This is a genomic window from Wenyingzhuangia sp. IMCC45467, assembly GCF_054111205.1.
The window spans coordinates 2,232,462-2,247,406 of sequence record NZ_CM134196.1 but is presented as its reverse complement, the minus strand read 5'-3'; the positions used below and the strand labels follow the sequence as shown (position 1 = coordinate 2,247,406).

The following is a 14,945-nucleotide window of genomic DNA, read 5'->3' as shown; positions in this document are numbered from 1 at the left end:
TGTTATACAGTAGTTTATTTGTTTGTTTTCTGTTTTGTTTTTAAAATAACAAATAAAAATGATGTAGGTTGATATCCGTCAATTTGGTTTTTTGAGCGTTGATAATTAGTAGTTTTGAGGAAACAAAATTTTAATTATTATGAAAAAAATTACACTACTACTATTAGTAACATGCATAACATTTAGTCTAAAATCTTTTTCTCAAAATGAAAAACATCCTTGGGCTATTGGAGTAGGAACCAATTTTATTGACATCTCTAATGCGGGAATTGGAAAGCTAGGAACACAGGTAAAAGATTATTTTAGAATAGATAAAGATTTAAATAATGTGCCCTTGCCCACTAGGCTTTATGTTGCTAGATATTTAAAAAACGGATTTAGTGCAGATTTAACAGGTTCTTTTAATGAAATAGATAAAGGAGCTAATGGTTCTGTTGCTAAAGAAAATTATTACTCGGCAGATTTAGGAATTAGGTATGATATTAATAAACTTTGGGGTAAATCAGGTTGGTTTGATCCTTATGCAAAATTTAGTATTGGAGCTATTTGGGTAGATAAAGATATGGGAGGAGTATTGTCTCCAGCACTAGGTTTTAATACTTGGTTTAATGAATCTGTAGGTTTAAATTTTGAAACTTCATACCGTTCAAATGCAGCTTTTGGTAGTTCACAACTAGGTAAAGTAAAATACATTCCAGGGTATCATTTTCAACATTCTGTATCTGTAGTATTTAGGTTTGGTAACAACGATCAAGATGGTGATGGTGTTGTAGACTCTAAAGATTTATGTCCAACTATAAAAGGAGATCCTAAGCTTTTTGGATGTGTAGATACTGATGGTGATGGTGTTGCAGATAAAGATGATAAATGTCCTAATGATGCTGGTTCTATAAGGTTTGGAGGTTGTCCTGATACGGATGGAGATTTAATAGAGGACAGTAAAGATAAATGTCCTGAGTTGGCTGGTTCTATTGATGATGGTGGATGTCCTGATAGTGATAGAGATGGGGTTATTGATACCGTTGATGATTGTCCAGAGGAATTTGGAGCAATTAAAAACAATGGGTGTCCTTGGCCAGATACTGATGGAGATGGAGTAACAGATAATTTAGATAACTGTATTAACGAAAGAGGACCAAAATCTAATGTAGGTTGTCCTGTTAAGTTAACAGAAAAAGCAAAAAAACAATTAGGAGAATATGCAAAAATTATTCAGTTTAATGTAAATAGCACAGAGTTTAAAAAAGAGGTTCCTAAAACTTTAGACTTAGTTGTTGCAGTAATGAAGAAATTTGATGGTGTACGTTTTAATGTTGAAGGACATTCAGATAGCCAAGGAAATGAAGCTTATAATTTAAAACTTTCTAGAGAAAGAGCTCAAGCAGTTGTAGATTATTTTATAGCTCATGGAATTGAAGATTGGAGATTACATGCAGAAGGTTATGGGGAAACTAAGCCTGTGGCTACTAACAAAACAGCTTTAGGAAGATCTTTAAATAGGCGAGTAATAATTGCAGCCATTGAGTCTGAGGATGCAACAGAATAATAAAAACTTTTTATAATACTTTAAAAAGCCGTTCCTTTAAGGAACGGCTTTTTTTATTTTATTTTATGAAAACATTTTTACAAGAAACGGCTCAAGCCATTGTAAACACAACCAATAATTACAAGAATACAGTATGTGTAGTGCCTAGCGAGCGTGCAGGAATTTATTTAAAAAATGCATTTAAAGAAAAGTTGGTAGGTACTGTTTCTTTTTTACCAAAGATTATTAGTATAGAAAAATTTATTAAAGAAATTTCTGGGTTTGAAGCCATGGATCAAGTTTCTTTACTTTTTGAGTTTTTTAAAATTTATAAACAGGAAAATAAAAAAAAGGATGCCGATACATTTGAACAATTTATTAGTTGGGCTACTATTATTATTCAAGATTTTAACGAAATAGATAGACATCTTGTAAATGCAGAGCATATTTTTTCTTATTTAACAGACATTCAAAAGATTAAAGATTGGTCTCCAACAGAAGAAGAAGTAACGGATACGGTAAAGAATTATATGAGTTTTGTTGGAGATTTGTATCCTTATTATCAAGAATTGAATAAAGTATTACTAACAAAAAAAGCAGGTTATCAAGGGTTGGTGTATAAACAGGCTTACTTAAATCATCAAGAATATTTAAAAGAACATCAGTATAATAATTTTCATTTTATAGGGTTTAATGCTTTAAATAAAGCAGAAGAAGAAATTTTTAAGAGTTTTTTATCATTAGAACAAAACCATATTTATTGGGATGCGGATGATTATTATATAAACAGTGAACATGAAGCAGGCACCTTTATGCGAAAGTTTTTTAAGGAATGGGATTGTTTACAGGTAAATAATAGGAAAAGCTGGATTAATCATCATTTTAAACATAAAAAAAATATACAAATACTAGGGAGTCCTTTAAATGTTACAGGAATTAAAGCTGTTACAAGTTTGTTAGAAACCGATATGAATCCTAAGGAAACAGCTTTGGTTTTGGCTGAAGAAACTATTTTGCCTGTAGTGTTAAATTCAATTCCTCCATCAGTAAATAAAGTAAACATTACTATGGGGTATCAATTGAGTAATATTCCTTTGTCAGGTTTATTCCAATCGGTTTTTGAATTGCATTTAAACAAAGAAAAATTAGGGAAAAACACTTTTTATTATAAAGATATTATGTCTTTTTTAAGACATCCTTATATTACTAAAATCACTAAAAATAACAGCGAAAAAGTTATTAAAACCATCACAAATAATAATTTGGTTTTTCTTTCTAAAGAACAAATACAGTCTTTTTTAGTTGAATCAAATATTACAAGTAATGTGTTTCTTTTGTTTGATGAAGTGCATGTTATTTCTGTGTTTGTTGAAAAAATTATTCAGTTTATTCACTATTTAGATCAAGAGTTAGACGGAATTGAATTGTTGTATGTAGAAGGTTTTAGAAAAGTTTTTCAAGAAATAGAAACTTTAAACGCAACCTATGAATACATTAATAATGTTAAAGTTTTATATAAAATTTTTAAAAAAATACTCCCTTTAGAAAGCATAGATTTTAGAGGAGAGGCTTTAGAAGGAATGCAGTTAATGGGAATGTTAGAAACCCGTTGTTTAGATTTTAAAAATGTAATTATAACCTCTGTTAACGAAGGTGTTTTGCCCACAGGAAGTAGTGAACGTTCTTTTATTTCTTTTGAGGTAAAAAAGCAATTTAATATGCCAACTTACTTGGCTAAAGATGCTATTTTTTCATATCACTTTTATAGATTAATTCAACGAGCAGAAAATGTTTATTTACTGTATAATACTAAATCTGATGATTTTGGAGGTGGAGAAATGAGTAGATTCTTAACGCAATTAATGATTGATAAGGAAGAAAGTGTTCATCATAGAAATATAGTAGCTGCCATTCACAATACCAATAAAGTGGCTGTTGAAATTGAAAAAACTCCAAGAGTCATGGAGCTATTACAATCTTATTTTAAAAAAGGTGCATCGCCTAGTAGAATTGCAGACTATATTAATGATCCGTTGACCTTTTATAATAAAATGGTTTTAAAAATTAAAGAAACCGATAAAGTAGAAGAGGAAGTAGCTCATAATACTTTAGGAACTGTAGTTCACGATTCTTTGGAGTTGTTATATACCCCTTACATTGGTAAAATACTGATAGCGGAAGATCTAAAAAAAATGAAAAGTGAGTCAAATGCTACCGTTGAGTTAAAGTTTAAAGAGTATTTTAAAGAGGGTGATATTCGTGTTGGAAAAAACAAACTGATAAGTGAAGTGGCTAAACAGTTTGTGCTTAATTTTTTAAACAAAGAGTTAAATGAAATCAACACAGGTAAAGAAATTATAGTAAAAGATTTGGAGGGAGATTATAACGTGTCTATCACCACTCCTATGGGACATCAAATAAGTTTAAAAGGAAAAATAGATAGGGTTGATGAGGTAGATGGTGTAAGGAGAATTGTAGATTATAAAACAGGAAAAGTAATGGCTACAGATTTAAAATTGGGCGATTTAACTCTGGTAACAACCGATGCGAAATACAATAAAATTGTTCAGGTAATGACTTATGTTTTGTTGTATACAAGCAAGCATCAGTTTGATTTAGATAAACAGGAATTACAAACAGGGATTTATTCTTTCAAAAATTTTAAAGAAGGTTTTTTAGGAATGAATTTTTCTACTAATTCTAGAGTTAAAGATTATAGAGTAACAAAAGCATCTTTAGAAGAGTTTAAGCAGAGTTTATTGGCTTTAATTGATGAAATTCTAGATAACAAAACTACCTTTGTAGAGAATTTAGACAACCCCTATAAATTAGAAGCGTAATGGTTCAAAAAAATATTCAAATACCTGGTAAACATCAAAAACCTATTTTAACGGATTTTCATTTTACTAAAAACAAGACTAAAAAGCCTGTAGTTATTTTTTGTCATGGTTATAAGGGGTATAAAGATTGGGGGGCTTGGAATTTAATGGCTACTGAATTTGCCAAACAAGGTTTCTTTTTTGTAAAGTTTAGTTTTGCTTATAATGGAGGAACTGTTGCACAGCCCATAGATTTTCCAGATTTAAAAGCTTTTGGACAAAACACGTTAACCAAAGAATTAGATGATCTAGAATCTGTTTTAGATGAAATAACAAACAATTCATCTTTTGCTAACGAAATAGATATTGATAATATTACTTTAATAGGCCATTCTAGAGGAGGGGGAATTGTAACGCTAAAAGCAAGTGAAGATAGTAGAGTAAAAAATGTTATTTCATGGGCAGGTGTGTCAGATTTTGAAGCAAGATTCCCTACTGGGTTTAAATTGTTATGGTGGAAGTTAAGAGGAGTAGCACATATAAAAAATGCTAGAACCAAACAGAAAATGCCTCATTATATTTCTTTTTATCATGATTTTGTTCAGAATAAAAACCGATTAAATATTCAATCAGCAGTTAAGAGTTTAAAAGCAAATCACTTATTAATTCACGGAACAAATGATGTAGTGGTAAAACCTATAGAATCTGAAGATGTAGTAAAATGGAATCCAAATAGTCAACTACTTTGGATAGAAAACATGAACCATGCTCTAGGCTGTAGTCAGCCCTATACCGAAAAAGAAATGCCACAAGATTTACAGCAAGTGGTATCAAAATCTATAGCTTTTATAAATGAGCAGAAATAAGTTTTCTTTTAAATATATCAATAGCATTGCGGTTCCTGCAATTGTTTCAGGAGTAATTGAGCCCATTTTATCTTTAACCGATACTGCTATTGTAGGAAACGTAAATATAAATGCAACAGAAGCATTGGCTGCAGTTGGTTTGGCTGGCTCTTTTATTGCTACTCTTGGCTGGATTTTTACACAAAGCAAGGTGGCTATAGCAGCATTAGTAGCAGAGTATTTAGGAAAAAATCAACTAGATAAAATTATAGGTTTACCTGCTCAAATGATAGGTATAAATATGATTTTAGGTTTTGTGGTTTATATTGTTTCTTATGCTTTAACGGTTGCTATTTTTCAATTATATAATGCAGATGGATTGGTTTTAGATTACACCGTTTCTTATTATAGAATTAGAGCTTTAGGGTTTCCTTTGTTGCTTTTTATAGTCTCTGTGTTTTCAATTTTTAGAGGGTTGCAGAACACTTTTTGGCCAATGGTCGTTAGTGCTACAGGAGCTGTTTTAAATATTTTATTAGACTTTGTATTGGTTTATGGAATTAAGGATGTAATTCCAGCAATGCATGTAGAGGGAGCTGCTTGGGCTAGTTTAATATCACAAATGGTTATGTTTGTCTTTGCCTTGGTTTTGTTATTTGTAAAAACTCCTTTTAGGCTTAAAATTATTTTTACAGTACACCCAGAGCTTAAGAGAACCATTGGTATTAGTTTAAATATGTTAATTAGAACAATTGCTTTAAATACAAGTTTGGTCATGGCTAATGCTTACGCTACAAAATATGGGTCTAATTATATTGCAGCTTTTACCATAGCATTTCAAATATGGTTGTTTTTTGCTTTCTTTATGGATGGTTATGCTAGTGTTTCGGCAATTGTTTCTGGAAAATTAAAAGGCGAAAATAATTATAAGGATCTAGCTCTTTTGGTAAAAACAATCACTATATATGCTTTAAGTGTAGCTTTGTTGTTGGCTTTAATTTTTGGTGTAGCTTATGCCAATATAGGAACTATTTTTATTAAAGATAGAGAGGTTATAAAAACTTTTAACTCGTTCTTTTGGATGGTGCTGTGCATGCAACCCTTAAATGCAATTGGTTTTGTTTATGATGATGTGTTTAAAGGAATGGCTGAAGCTGTAACACTAAGAAATACATTGTTAATAGCTACCTTTTTAGGCTTTGTTCCTACATTGTTAATAATGGATTATCTTAATTATAAAATGTTAGGTATTTGGATAGCATTTATGGTTTGGATGTTGTTTAGGGTGATAATATTGCGTTATAAATTTGTAAAACTTCTTAAATTAAACCTTTAAAAATTGTGTCTATTATGGAAGCATATGTAAAAACTACGGTAAAAGATAAAATAGCAGAGATAGAATTTTTTAGTCCCGCTAGCAATTCATTAGCAAGTAACCAACTAAGTCAGCTAAGTAATGCTATTAAAATTTGGGGACAAAATGAAGAGGTTGTTGTCATTCATCTTAAAAGTGCAGGTGATAAAGTATTTTGTGCTGGAGCTTCTTTTGATGAATTATTGGCTATAGATAATTTAGAAAATGGAACGACTTTTTTTATGGGTTTTGCTAATGTAATTAATGCTATCAGAACATGTGGAAAAATAGTTGTTACAACTGTACAAGGAAAAACAGTTGGTGGTGGTGTAGGAATTGCTGCTGCTAGTGATTATGTTTTTGCAACACATTCGGCATCCATTAAACTATCGGAACTTAGTATAGGAATAGGTCCTTTTGTAATTGAACCAGCAATAACAAGAAAAATAGGGCTTTCAAATACAGCTAAATTATCGTTAAACGCTACTACATGGCGAACAGCAAAATGGGCTGAAGAGGTAAATCTATATCACGAAGTTTATACCAGTATTTCAGAATTAAATACTAGTTTAGCAGCATTTTTAAGTCAAATGGTAACTTACAGTTCTAGCGCATTACAAGAAATGAAAAAAGCAATGTGGCAAGGAACGGAGCATTGGGATAAATTGCTACAAGAAAGAGCCGGTGTTAGTGGTAAGTTAGTATTGTCTACTGAAACCAAAGAAGCTTTACATAAATTTAAAAGAAAGTAAAATGAACAAGAGGATAAGAATTACAAAAAAGTTTGATTTTGAAACAGGTCATGCTTTACACGGATACGATGGAAAATGTAGAAATGTTCATGGACACAGTTATAAATTATATGTAACAGTAATAGGAACACCTATTCAAGATGCAAATCATGTAAAAAACGGGATGGTTATTGATTTTACAGATTTAAAAGAAATTGTAAAATCAGAAGTAGAAGATGTTTTTGATCATGCAACAGTTTTTAATAAAAATACACCTCATGTAGAATTGGCTAAGGAATTGCAAGATAGAGGTCATAATGTTATTTTAGTAGACTATCAGCCAACAAGTGAAATGATGATTTTAGATTTTGCAGATAAAATTAAAAAGAGATTACCAGAACATATTGAGTTGTTTTCTTTAAAACTACAAGAAACTAGTAGTTCTTTTGCAGAATGGTATGCTAGTGATCAATAAATAGTTAAGGATTTCTTGTTGTTGGTTTTTTGGATTTTTTATAGGATGTTGAAAAGTACATCTTTACACAAAAAACAATGGTTAAAAATAGTAAACAAGCCAAAGAAGCAATTAGTAAATGATGCGTATTGCTTGGAAAAAGTAGAATAAAATCATAATCTTTTATAGTAGCCGAGTAACTAGATACACAAAAAGGAAACACAAAGAGTCTTATTTTACTCCAAGTATCTTGTTTTGCACCTTGTTGATTTGTTGATAGAACAAGGGCGAATCCAATAATACTGGAAATACCTATAGCGCTAGACCAAAGTTTTAAAGAAGGAGTAAAGTATATGCTAATAACGGTGATATACCAGATTAAATAGCACCATAAAATGATTTTTTGAGTTCTTATGTTTTTTAAATAATTAATAATTACCATATCACTTTATATCGTCAATTTGTTTACCATTGTATTGATTCATGGTGTTTCCAATACCAGCAGTTCCAAAAGATAAAATAAGTTTGGCTCCCTTATCTAATAATTCAGGTAGATATTTTTTTTCATCCTTGTCCCATTCTCCCAATACATAATCAACCTGTTTTCCTTTTCCAAACATAGCACTAATTCCAAATCTAAAACGAGCATAATTTTGATTTCCTAGTTTTTCGTTAATGTCTTTTAGTCCATTATGCCCTCCAGCACTCCCTTTGGCTTTAAGTCTAAACGTACCAAAATCAATATTTAAATCATCAGAAATTACCAATATGTTTTCTTGAGGGATTTTTTCTTTATCCATCCAGTATTTTACTGATTTACCACTTAAGTTCATGTAAGTAGAAGGTTTAAGCAAAATAAAAGCTCTACCTTTAAATTTAAATGTAGCAACATCACCTAGCTTATCGGTTGTAAAAGAAGTTTCTTGTTGTTTACTCAATTCGTCTAATACTTTAAAGCCAATATTGTGTCTGGTGTTTTCATATTTAGGACCAATATTACCAAGTCCAACAATTAAGAATTTTTTCATGGGATCTTCGTTAGAAATTTGTGAAGGTTGAAACCATTTGGAAAACAATGCAATCATTATTTTTTGAGCAAAGATAAGATTCTATTGTATAAAAAAAGAGCGTTACTATAGTAACGCTCTTTAAACTTTAGAGTTTTTTAAAATTATTTAGTCTCTGCAGCAGCTTTAGCAGCGTTACGAGACATTCTTACTTGAGCAACAACAGTGTTGTCATTGTGTAAGATTTGGTACTGATCGTTTCTTAATTTAGAAGCGTAAAATTTGTTACCAATTTGTAATTCAGTAACATCAACTTCTACAAAATCAGGTAAGTTTGCAGGAATAGCTTTTACTTTTAACTTACGTAAGTTTTGACGTAAAGCACCTCCCATAGCAACACCTTTAGATTTTCCTACAACTTTTACAGGAATATTCATAGAAATTTCTTTGTCAGCTTGTAACTGGTAGAAATCTGCATGAATAATTTGGTCATGAATTGGGTGGAATTGAATATCTTGTAAGATAGTTTCAATTTTTTCTCCGTTTACTTCAATCGTAGCAGTATATACGTTTGGAGTGTAAACTAAGTTTTTAAATGCTTTTTCTTCTGCTGAAAAGTGTAAAACTTTGTCCCCTCCGTATATAACGCAAGGTACCTGTCCAGCATTACGTAAGGCTTTAGTCGCTGACTTACCTACGCTTTCTCTTTGAGATCCTTTGATTGTGATTGATTTCATAATATATATTAAATGATAAATTTATCCGTAATTGACTTGAAGTTCTGAACTTTTTCCATTACCTCAGCAAATAAGGGAGCGCAAGATAACACTTTTATTTTAGAACTCTGCTTTTTTAGTGGAATAGTGTCAGAGGTGATAAACTCTGTTAATTTAGAGTTTTCAATTTTTTCATATGCATCTCCTGATAAAATAGAGTGGGTTACAATAGCTCTTACACTTAGTGCACCTCTTTCTATCATTAAATCAGCAGCTTTTGTTAGAGTACCAGCTGTATCTGCCATATCATCAACTAATACAACGTGCTGTCCTTCTACTTGTCCAATTAATTCCATGTGAGAAATTTCATTGGCTTTAATTCTTTGTTTGTAGCATATAACTACGTTGCTGTTTAGATATTTAGCGTAGGCATAAGCTCTTTTAGAACCTCCCATATCTGGAGAGGCAATAGTTAAGTTGTCTAATCCTAAGCTTTCTAAGTAGGGTAAGAAAATAGTTGAACCGTATAAATGGTCTACTGGTTTTTCAAAGAAACCTTGAATTTGACCAGCGTGTAAATCCATAGTCATTACACGAGTAGCACCAGAAGCCTCTAATAAATTAGCGACCATTTTAGCACCAATAGCTACACGAGGTTGGTCTTTTCTGTCTTGACGAGCATAACCAAAATAAGGAATTACAGCTGTTATGTGTTTTGCAGAAGCTCTTTTACAAGCATCTAAAATTAGTAACAATTCCATTAAATTGTCAGCATTTGGAAAAGTTGAACCAATAATAAAAACTCTTCTACCACGAACAGTTTCATTAATTACAGGTTGAAATTCACCGTCACTAAATCTAGATACGGTTAAATCGCCTAGTTCAGTTCCGTAATGTTTAGCAATAGATTGTGCTAATTCTGTGCTCTGAGAGCATGCAAATACTTTTGGAGTTAGTTGATTAACAGACATTTGTATGATTGTTGTTGTTGTTGGTTTAGTTTGATGGCAAAAGTAGAAATTTTTTTTCGTTTGATTAGTGTGAATACATTGATATTTTTTTACATTTGCACCACCGATAAAACGCCTAGGTGGCGGAATTGGTAGACGCGCTGGATTCAAAATCCAGTTTCTTCGGAAGTGCGGGTTCGATTCCCGCCCTAGGTACAAAGCCCAACTCGCACGAGTTGGGCTTTTTTATTTCTTTCAATTTTATCCTTATCTAGGTCTTTAAATTTTACATATCTATAGTTTTTAGAGGGTTAAAATAAAATTCTCATAAAACCATACTAGTGCATACCAGTTTTTGTTTATCTTTGTAGCATGAACATGGAACCTATAAAAAAACAATTGGGAGTGCCTAAGTATAAACAGATTATAGAATCTGTAGAAAAAGCTATTGCTGATAGGGTAATGGTTAAAGGTGATAAGTTACCATCTATTAGTCGAATTCAAAAAGAGAATAAAGTTTCTAGAGATACTGTTTTAACTGCTTTAAATGAATTAAAAACAAGAGGTATTGTACAGTCTATTGCAGGTAAAGGGTATTATGTTTTGTCTGAAGATATTAATGTTGAAAAAAAAGTTTTTTTACTGTTTGATGAATTAAATGGTTTTAAAGAAGAGTTGTATAATTCTTTTTTAAACAATTTAGAAGAGAATACAAAGGTAGATATATACTTTCATCACTTTAACCATAATGTGTTTAGTAAATTAATATACGATAATATTGGTAGTTATCATTCTTATATTATAATGCCAGCTAATTTGGGCAACACATTACAGGTGATTGAAAAATTACCTAAAGAAAAAGTATATGTTTTAGATCAAATGCATGAAGAGCTTTCTTCGTATGCGGCTATATATCAAAATTTTGAAAAAGATATTTTTTCTAACCTAACTAAAGGTTTGCCATTAATTCAAAAATATAATAAGTTGGTGTTTTTGTTTGATGAGGAAATTCAACCTTCTGGAATGTTAAAAGGATTTCAACTTTTTTGCGATGAAAAAAATGTGAATGGGGAAGTGATTAGTTCGTTGCAAGATAGGATTTTACAAAAAGGAGAGGCTTATATTATTCCAGATGATAAAAACTTAATTAGAATCATTAAAAAAATGAGAGAACAAGGTTTAAAGGTATCTCAAGATCTTGGAATAATTTCATACAATGAGACTTTGCTTAAAGAAGTTGTAGAAGGAGGAATTACCACCATTTCTACTGATTTTAACGAAATGGGAAAACGCTTAGCTCAAATGATAAATTACAAAGAGCAAGTGCAGGTAGAAAATAAAAATCACCTTATTATAAGGCAATCATTATAAAATAATTTACAGTGTTTAAAATAAATAAATTACAAGAAAACGGATTAAACTATATACAAATAGTTAAAGCTGATCATATTTCTTCGGCTAAAATATGCTTAGATAGAGGAGCTGCTTTAGAAACTTTAACGTTAAATTCCATACCGGTTATTGTAGATTTACATCCGTTAGAATACAAAAATACTTATGCATCATCTATTTTATTTCCATTTGCGAATAGAATCAAAGATGGAGCATATACCTATGATGAAGTAGATTATAAGTTCGATTGTAATGAAGCGAACAATAACAATGCTTTACATGGATTGGTGTTTGATAAAACATTTGAGGTAATTGACTCTGAAGTGTCAGATATTAAAGCTTCTGTAACAGTAGCTTACACCGCAACTACAAAAAACAAAGCATTCCCTTATATTTTTAGTATTGCTTTAACATATACTTTAACTGATAAAACTATTAGTGTAAATGTTGAGGTAAAAAACAATGACGATATTACTTTTCCTTTTACTATTGGTTGGCATCCTTATTTTTTGAGTGATGACTTGTGTAACTCTAGCTTAGAGTTTTCTACTTCTAAAGAGTATGAGTTTGATGAAAGAATGATAACCAAAGGAGAAGAGTTAAAAGAAGTGACATTGCCTTTTGAGATTGAAAATAAACAGTTAGATAATTGTTATGCCTTAACAAACGGAACAATTGTTTTTAATACGCCTAAATACAAAATGGTAATTGAATCTTCTGCTCAAGAAAATTTCTTTCAAATGTACACACCTCCAAAAAAGAATGTAATTGCATTAGAACCTGTAACTGGTATTTCTAATAGTTTTAATAACAGAATTGGTTTGCAGGAGTTAAAAGCGAATGAGGAATATAAAATCAATTGGACAGTTACTATAGAGTAGCTAATAAAATAATAAATCAAACTTAACTTTTAATAAATGGTTAAGTTCTTAATCATGTTTAAATTCATAAAATATGGATACTAAATTAGTTCAAAAAGTAACACAAAGCTTTGCTAAAAAATTTACATCAGAGCCTGTACTTATTTATTCACCAGGTCGTATCAACTTAATTGGAGAGCATACAGATTATAATGCAGGGTTTGTTTTTCCTGCAGCAATTGATAAAGGAATTGTAGCTGCTATTCAAAAAACAGATGCAGCAGTTTCTACTGCTGTTGCTATTGATATGGATGAAACTTATCAATTTGATGTTAATAATTTAGATACTAAAAACTTATCTAGTTGGCATGCTTATGTGGTTGGTGTGGTTGCAGAAACTCAAAAATTAGGAAAAACAGTAGGGAATTTTGATATTGTGTTTGGAGGGAATATTCCCGATGGTGCTGGAATGTCATCATCTGCAGCTCTTGAAAATAGTGTTGTTTTTGGAATTAATGAGTTGTTTGCTCTTAACTTAACCAAATATCAAATGATTTTAATTTCACAAGCAGCCGAACATAATTATGTTGGGGTAAAATGTGGAATTATGGATCAATATGCTTCTATGTTCGGAATAGAAAATAGTGCTTTGTTGTTAGATTGTAGAACGGCACAAGCAGAACCTTTTACTATTGATTTTAAAGATTATCAACTCTTGTTGTTTAATACCAATGTAAAACACAAATTGTCTGATAGTGCTTATAATGATAGACGTGCCGTTTGTGAAAAAACAGCAGAAATGTTAGAAATAGAGGCTTTAAGAGATGCTACAATTACCGATTTAGATAAAGTAAAAGAGCAACTATCTGCAGAAGATTATCAAAAAGTATTATATGTAGTACAAGAAAATGCAAGAGCCGAAGCTGCTGCCATTGCTATTAAGAGTGATGATTTGGTTGGTTTAGGAAATCTTATCTACGGATCTCATAATGGATTACAACATCAATACAAAGTGAGTTGTGAGGAGTTAGACTTTTTGGTCGATTTGGCAAAAGAAAACTCAGACGTACTTGGAGCAAGAATGATGGGTGGTGGTTTTGGAGGTTGTACGATTAATTTAATCAAAAAAACAGCTGTTGAAAGTTTTAAGAAAACAGCCATTGAAGCGTATACAAAAAAATTTGGTCACGAATGTTCTCCTTATGAGGTAGGATTGTCTGATGGAACAAAATTAATTTAATCAAGAAAAGATATTAAAAATGGATAAGAATTTAGAAGATTATTCACATAAGAGGTTTAACATCTTAACAGGAGAGTGGGTATTGGTTTCTCCACACAGATCTAAACGTCCTTGGCAAGGTCAAAACGAAGCCGTAAATAACGAAAAAAGACCAGAATATGACGAGTCTTGTTATTTGTGTGCAGGAAACACAAGAATTAGTGGAGATGTAAACCCTAAATATACGGGTACTTATGTTTTTACCAACGATTTTGCTGCTTTGCAAAGTGATTCTCCTTCGTTTGAGGTAAATGATGGTTTGTTGCAAGCACAAAGTGAAACAGGAATTTGTAAAGTAATTTGTTTTAGTCCTGATCACTCAAAAAGTTTGGCAGATATGGATGTTCCAGGAATTACAGAAGTGGTAAAAACATGGCAACATGAGTATAAAGAAATCGGGTCTAATGATGCGATTAAATACGTGCAGATTTTTGAAAACAAAGGAGCGGTAATGGGTTGTAGTAATCCACATCCACACGGACAAATTTGGTCACAATCTAGCTTGCCAAATGAGGTTTCTAAAAAAGATGCGACTCAAAAAAGTTACTTTGCTGATAAAAAATCTAGTTTATTGGGAGATTATTTAAAACAAGAATTAAATGGAGATAGAGAACGTGTTATTTTTGAAAATGATGCATTTGTAGTCTTAATTCCTTTCTGGGCTGTTTGGCCTTTTGAGGCGATGATTGCTCCTAAAAATCAACAAAATAGTATTTTGGATATAACAGAAAAAGAAGCAGAGTTATATGCCGAAGCTATTTCTGTGTTAACAAAAGTGTATGATAAATTGTTTAATACATCTTTCCCATATTCTAGTGGAATTCACCAAGCTCCAACCGATGGAGGTGATAATAGTCACTGGCATTGGCACATGAGTTTTTATCCGCCATTGTTAAGAAGTGCAACGGTTAAAAAGTTTATGGTAGGTTACGAAATGTTTGGAACCCCACAACGTGATATTACTGCCGAAGGTGCAGCACAAAGATTAAGAGAATTATTGTAGTATTTTTAAA

General features: G+C 31.4%; 14 protein-coding genes and 1 tRNA gene. 11 read left to right on the top strand and 4 right to left on the bottom strand.

The features are described 5' to 3' along the window. Nucleotides 1-139: 139 nt before the first annotated feature. The 6 genes from ACXGQT_RS09640 to ACXGQT_RS09615 all read left to right on the top strand — a co-directional run bounded on the left by ACXGQT_RS09640 (nucleotide 140) and on the right by ACXGQT_RS09615 (nucleotide 7,749). Nucleotides 140-1,546 (top strand): OmpA family protein, encoded by a 1,407-nt coding sequence (locus ACXGQT_RS09640; protein ID WP_457828386.1) that lies wholly within the window; start codon nucleotides 140-142, stop codon nucleotides 1,544-1,546. A 65-nt stretch (nucleotides 1,547-1,611) separates the two neighbouring features. Next, the gene (locus ACXGQT_RS09635; RefSeq protein ID WP_457828385.1) at nucleotides 1,612-4,365 is read left to right on the top strand and encodes a PD-(D/E)XK nuclease family protein; all 2,754 of its coding nucleotides are present in this window, start codon (nucleotides 1,612-1,614) and stop codon (nucleotides 4,363-4,365) included. Next, nucleotides 4,365-5,210: an alpha/beta hydrolase family protein gene (locus ACXGQT_RS09630; RefSeq protein ID WP_457828384.1), complete on the top strand. Its 846-nt coding sequence runs from the start codon at nucleotides 4,365-4,367 to the stop codon at nucleotides 5,208-5,210. The genes ACXGQT_RS09635 and ACXGQT_RS09630 overlap by 1 nt, the downstream gene beginning before the upstream one ends. Continuing rightward, entirely contained in the window at nucleotides 5,197-6,525 is a 1,329-nt protein-coding gene (locus ACXGQT_RS09625) for an MATE family efflux transporter (RefSeq protein ID WP_457828383.1), read from the top strand. The genes ACXGQT_RS09630 and ACXGQT_RS09625 overlap by 14 nt, the downstream gene beginning before the upstream one ends. A 14-nt stretch (nucleotides 6,526-6,539) precedes the next feature. Next, on the top strand, nucleotides 6,540-7,295 hold the full coding sequence (locus ACXGQT_RS09620; RefSeq protein WP_457828382.1) for an enoyl-CoA hydratase/isomerase family protein: 756 nt from the start codon (nucleotides 6,540-6,542) through the stop codon (nucleotides 7,293-7,295). 1 nt (nucleotide 7,296) lies between these two features. Next, nucleotides 7,297-7,749: a 6-pyruvoyl trahydropterin synthase family protein gene (locus ACXGQT_RS09615; RefSeq protein WP_457828381.1), complete on the top strand. Its 453-nt coding sequence runs from the start codon at nucleotides 7,297-7,299 to the stop codon at nucleotides 7,747-7,749. A gap of 4 nt (nucleotides 7,750-7,753) precedes the next feature. On the opposite strand, the gene ACXGQT_RS09610 is transcribed toward ACXGQT_RS09615, so the two are convergent. The 4 genes from ACXGQT_RS09610 to ACXGQT_RS09595 all read right to left on the bottom strand — a co-directional run bounded on the left by ACXGQT_RS09610 (nucleotide 7,754) and on the right by ACXGQT_RS09595 (nucleotide 10,422). Then, complete coding sequence (locus ACXGQT_RS09610) at nucleotides 7,754-8,170, bottom strand: hypothetical protein (RefSeq protein ID WP_457828380.1); 417 nt, start codon at nucleotides 8,168-8,170, stop codon at nucleotides 7,754-7,756. Between the two features lies 1 nt (nucleotide 8,171). Continuing rightward, nucleotides 8,172-8,813: an aminoacyl-tRNA hydrolase gene (pth, locus tag ACXGQT_RS09605; RefSeq protein WP_457828379.1), complete on the bottom strand. Its 642-nt coding sequence runs from the start codon at nucleotides 8,811-8,813 to the stop codon at nucleotides 8,172-8,174. Nucleotides 8,814-8,899: 86 nt separating this feature from the next. Next, nucleotides 8,900-9,472 carry a 50S ribosomal protein L25/general stress protein Ctc gene (locus ACXGQT_RS09600; RefSeq protein WP_457828378.1) on the bottom strand — a complete coding sequence of 191 codons (573 nt, stop codon included), beginning with the start codon at nucleotides 9,470-9,472 and terminating at the stop codon, nucleotides 8,900-8,902. An 8-nt stretch (nucleotides 9,473-9,480) separates the two neighbouring features. Then, a complete protein-coding gene (locus ACXGQT_RS09595) occupies nucleotides 9,481-10,422 on the bottom strand; it encodes a ribose-phosphate pyrophosphokinase (RefSeq protein ID WP_457828377.1) in 942 nt (313 codons plus the stop codon). Between the two features lie 113 nt (nucleotides 10,423-10,535). On the opposite strand from ACXGQT_RS09595, the gene ACXGQT_RS09590 reads away from it, so the two are divergent. From ACXGQT_RS09590 to ACXGQT_RS09570, 5 genes are all read left to right on the top strand, one after another. Continuing rightward, nucleotides 10,536-10,617, top strand: a tRNA-Leu gene (locus tag ACXGQT_RS09590). A 162-nt stretch (nucleotides 10,618-10,779) separates the two neighbouring features. Beyond that, nucleotides 10,780-11,772 carry a GntR family transcriptional regulator gene (locus tag ACXGQT_RS09585; RefSeq protein ID WP_457828376.1) on the top strand — a complete coding sequence of 331 codons (993 nt, stop codon included), beginning with the start codon at nucleotides 10,780-10,782 and terminating at the stop codon, nucleotides 11,770-11,772. 11 nt (nucleotides 11,773-11,783) lie between these two features. Continuing rightward, nucleotides 11,784-12,674, top strand: coding sequence for an aldose epimerase family protein (locus tag ACXGQT_RS09580; RefSeq protein WP_457828375.1), 891 nt, complete (start codon nucleotides 11,784-11,786; stop codon nucleotides 12,672-12,674). A gap of 73 nt (nucleotides 12,675-12,747) precedes the next feature. Then, nucleotides 12,748-13,893, top strand: a complete 1,146-nt coding sequence (gene galK / locus ACXGQT_RS09575; RefSeq protein WP_457828374.1) for a galactokinase — start codon at nucleotides 12,748-12,750, stop codon at nucleotides 13,891-13,893. Nucleotides 13,894-13,912: 19 nt separating this feature from the next. Continuing rightward, nucleotides 13,913-14,935: a UDP-glucose--hexose-1-phosphate uridylyltransferase gene (locus ACXGQT_RS09570; RefSeq protein ID WP_457828373.1), complete on the top strand. Its 1,023-nt coding sequence runs from the start codon at nucleotides 13,913-13,915 to the stop codon at nucleotides 14,933-14,935. Nucleotides 14,936-14,945 lie beyond the last annotated feature (10 nt).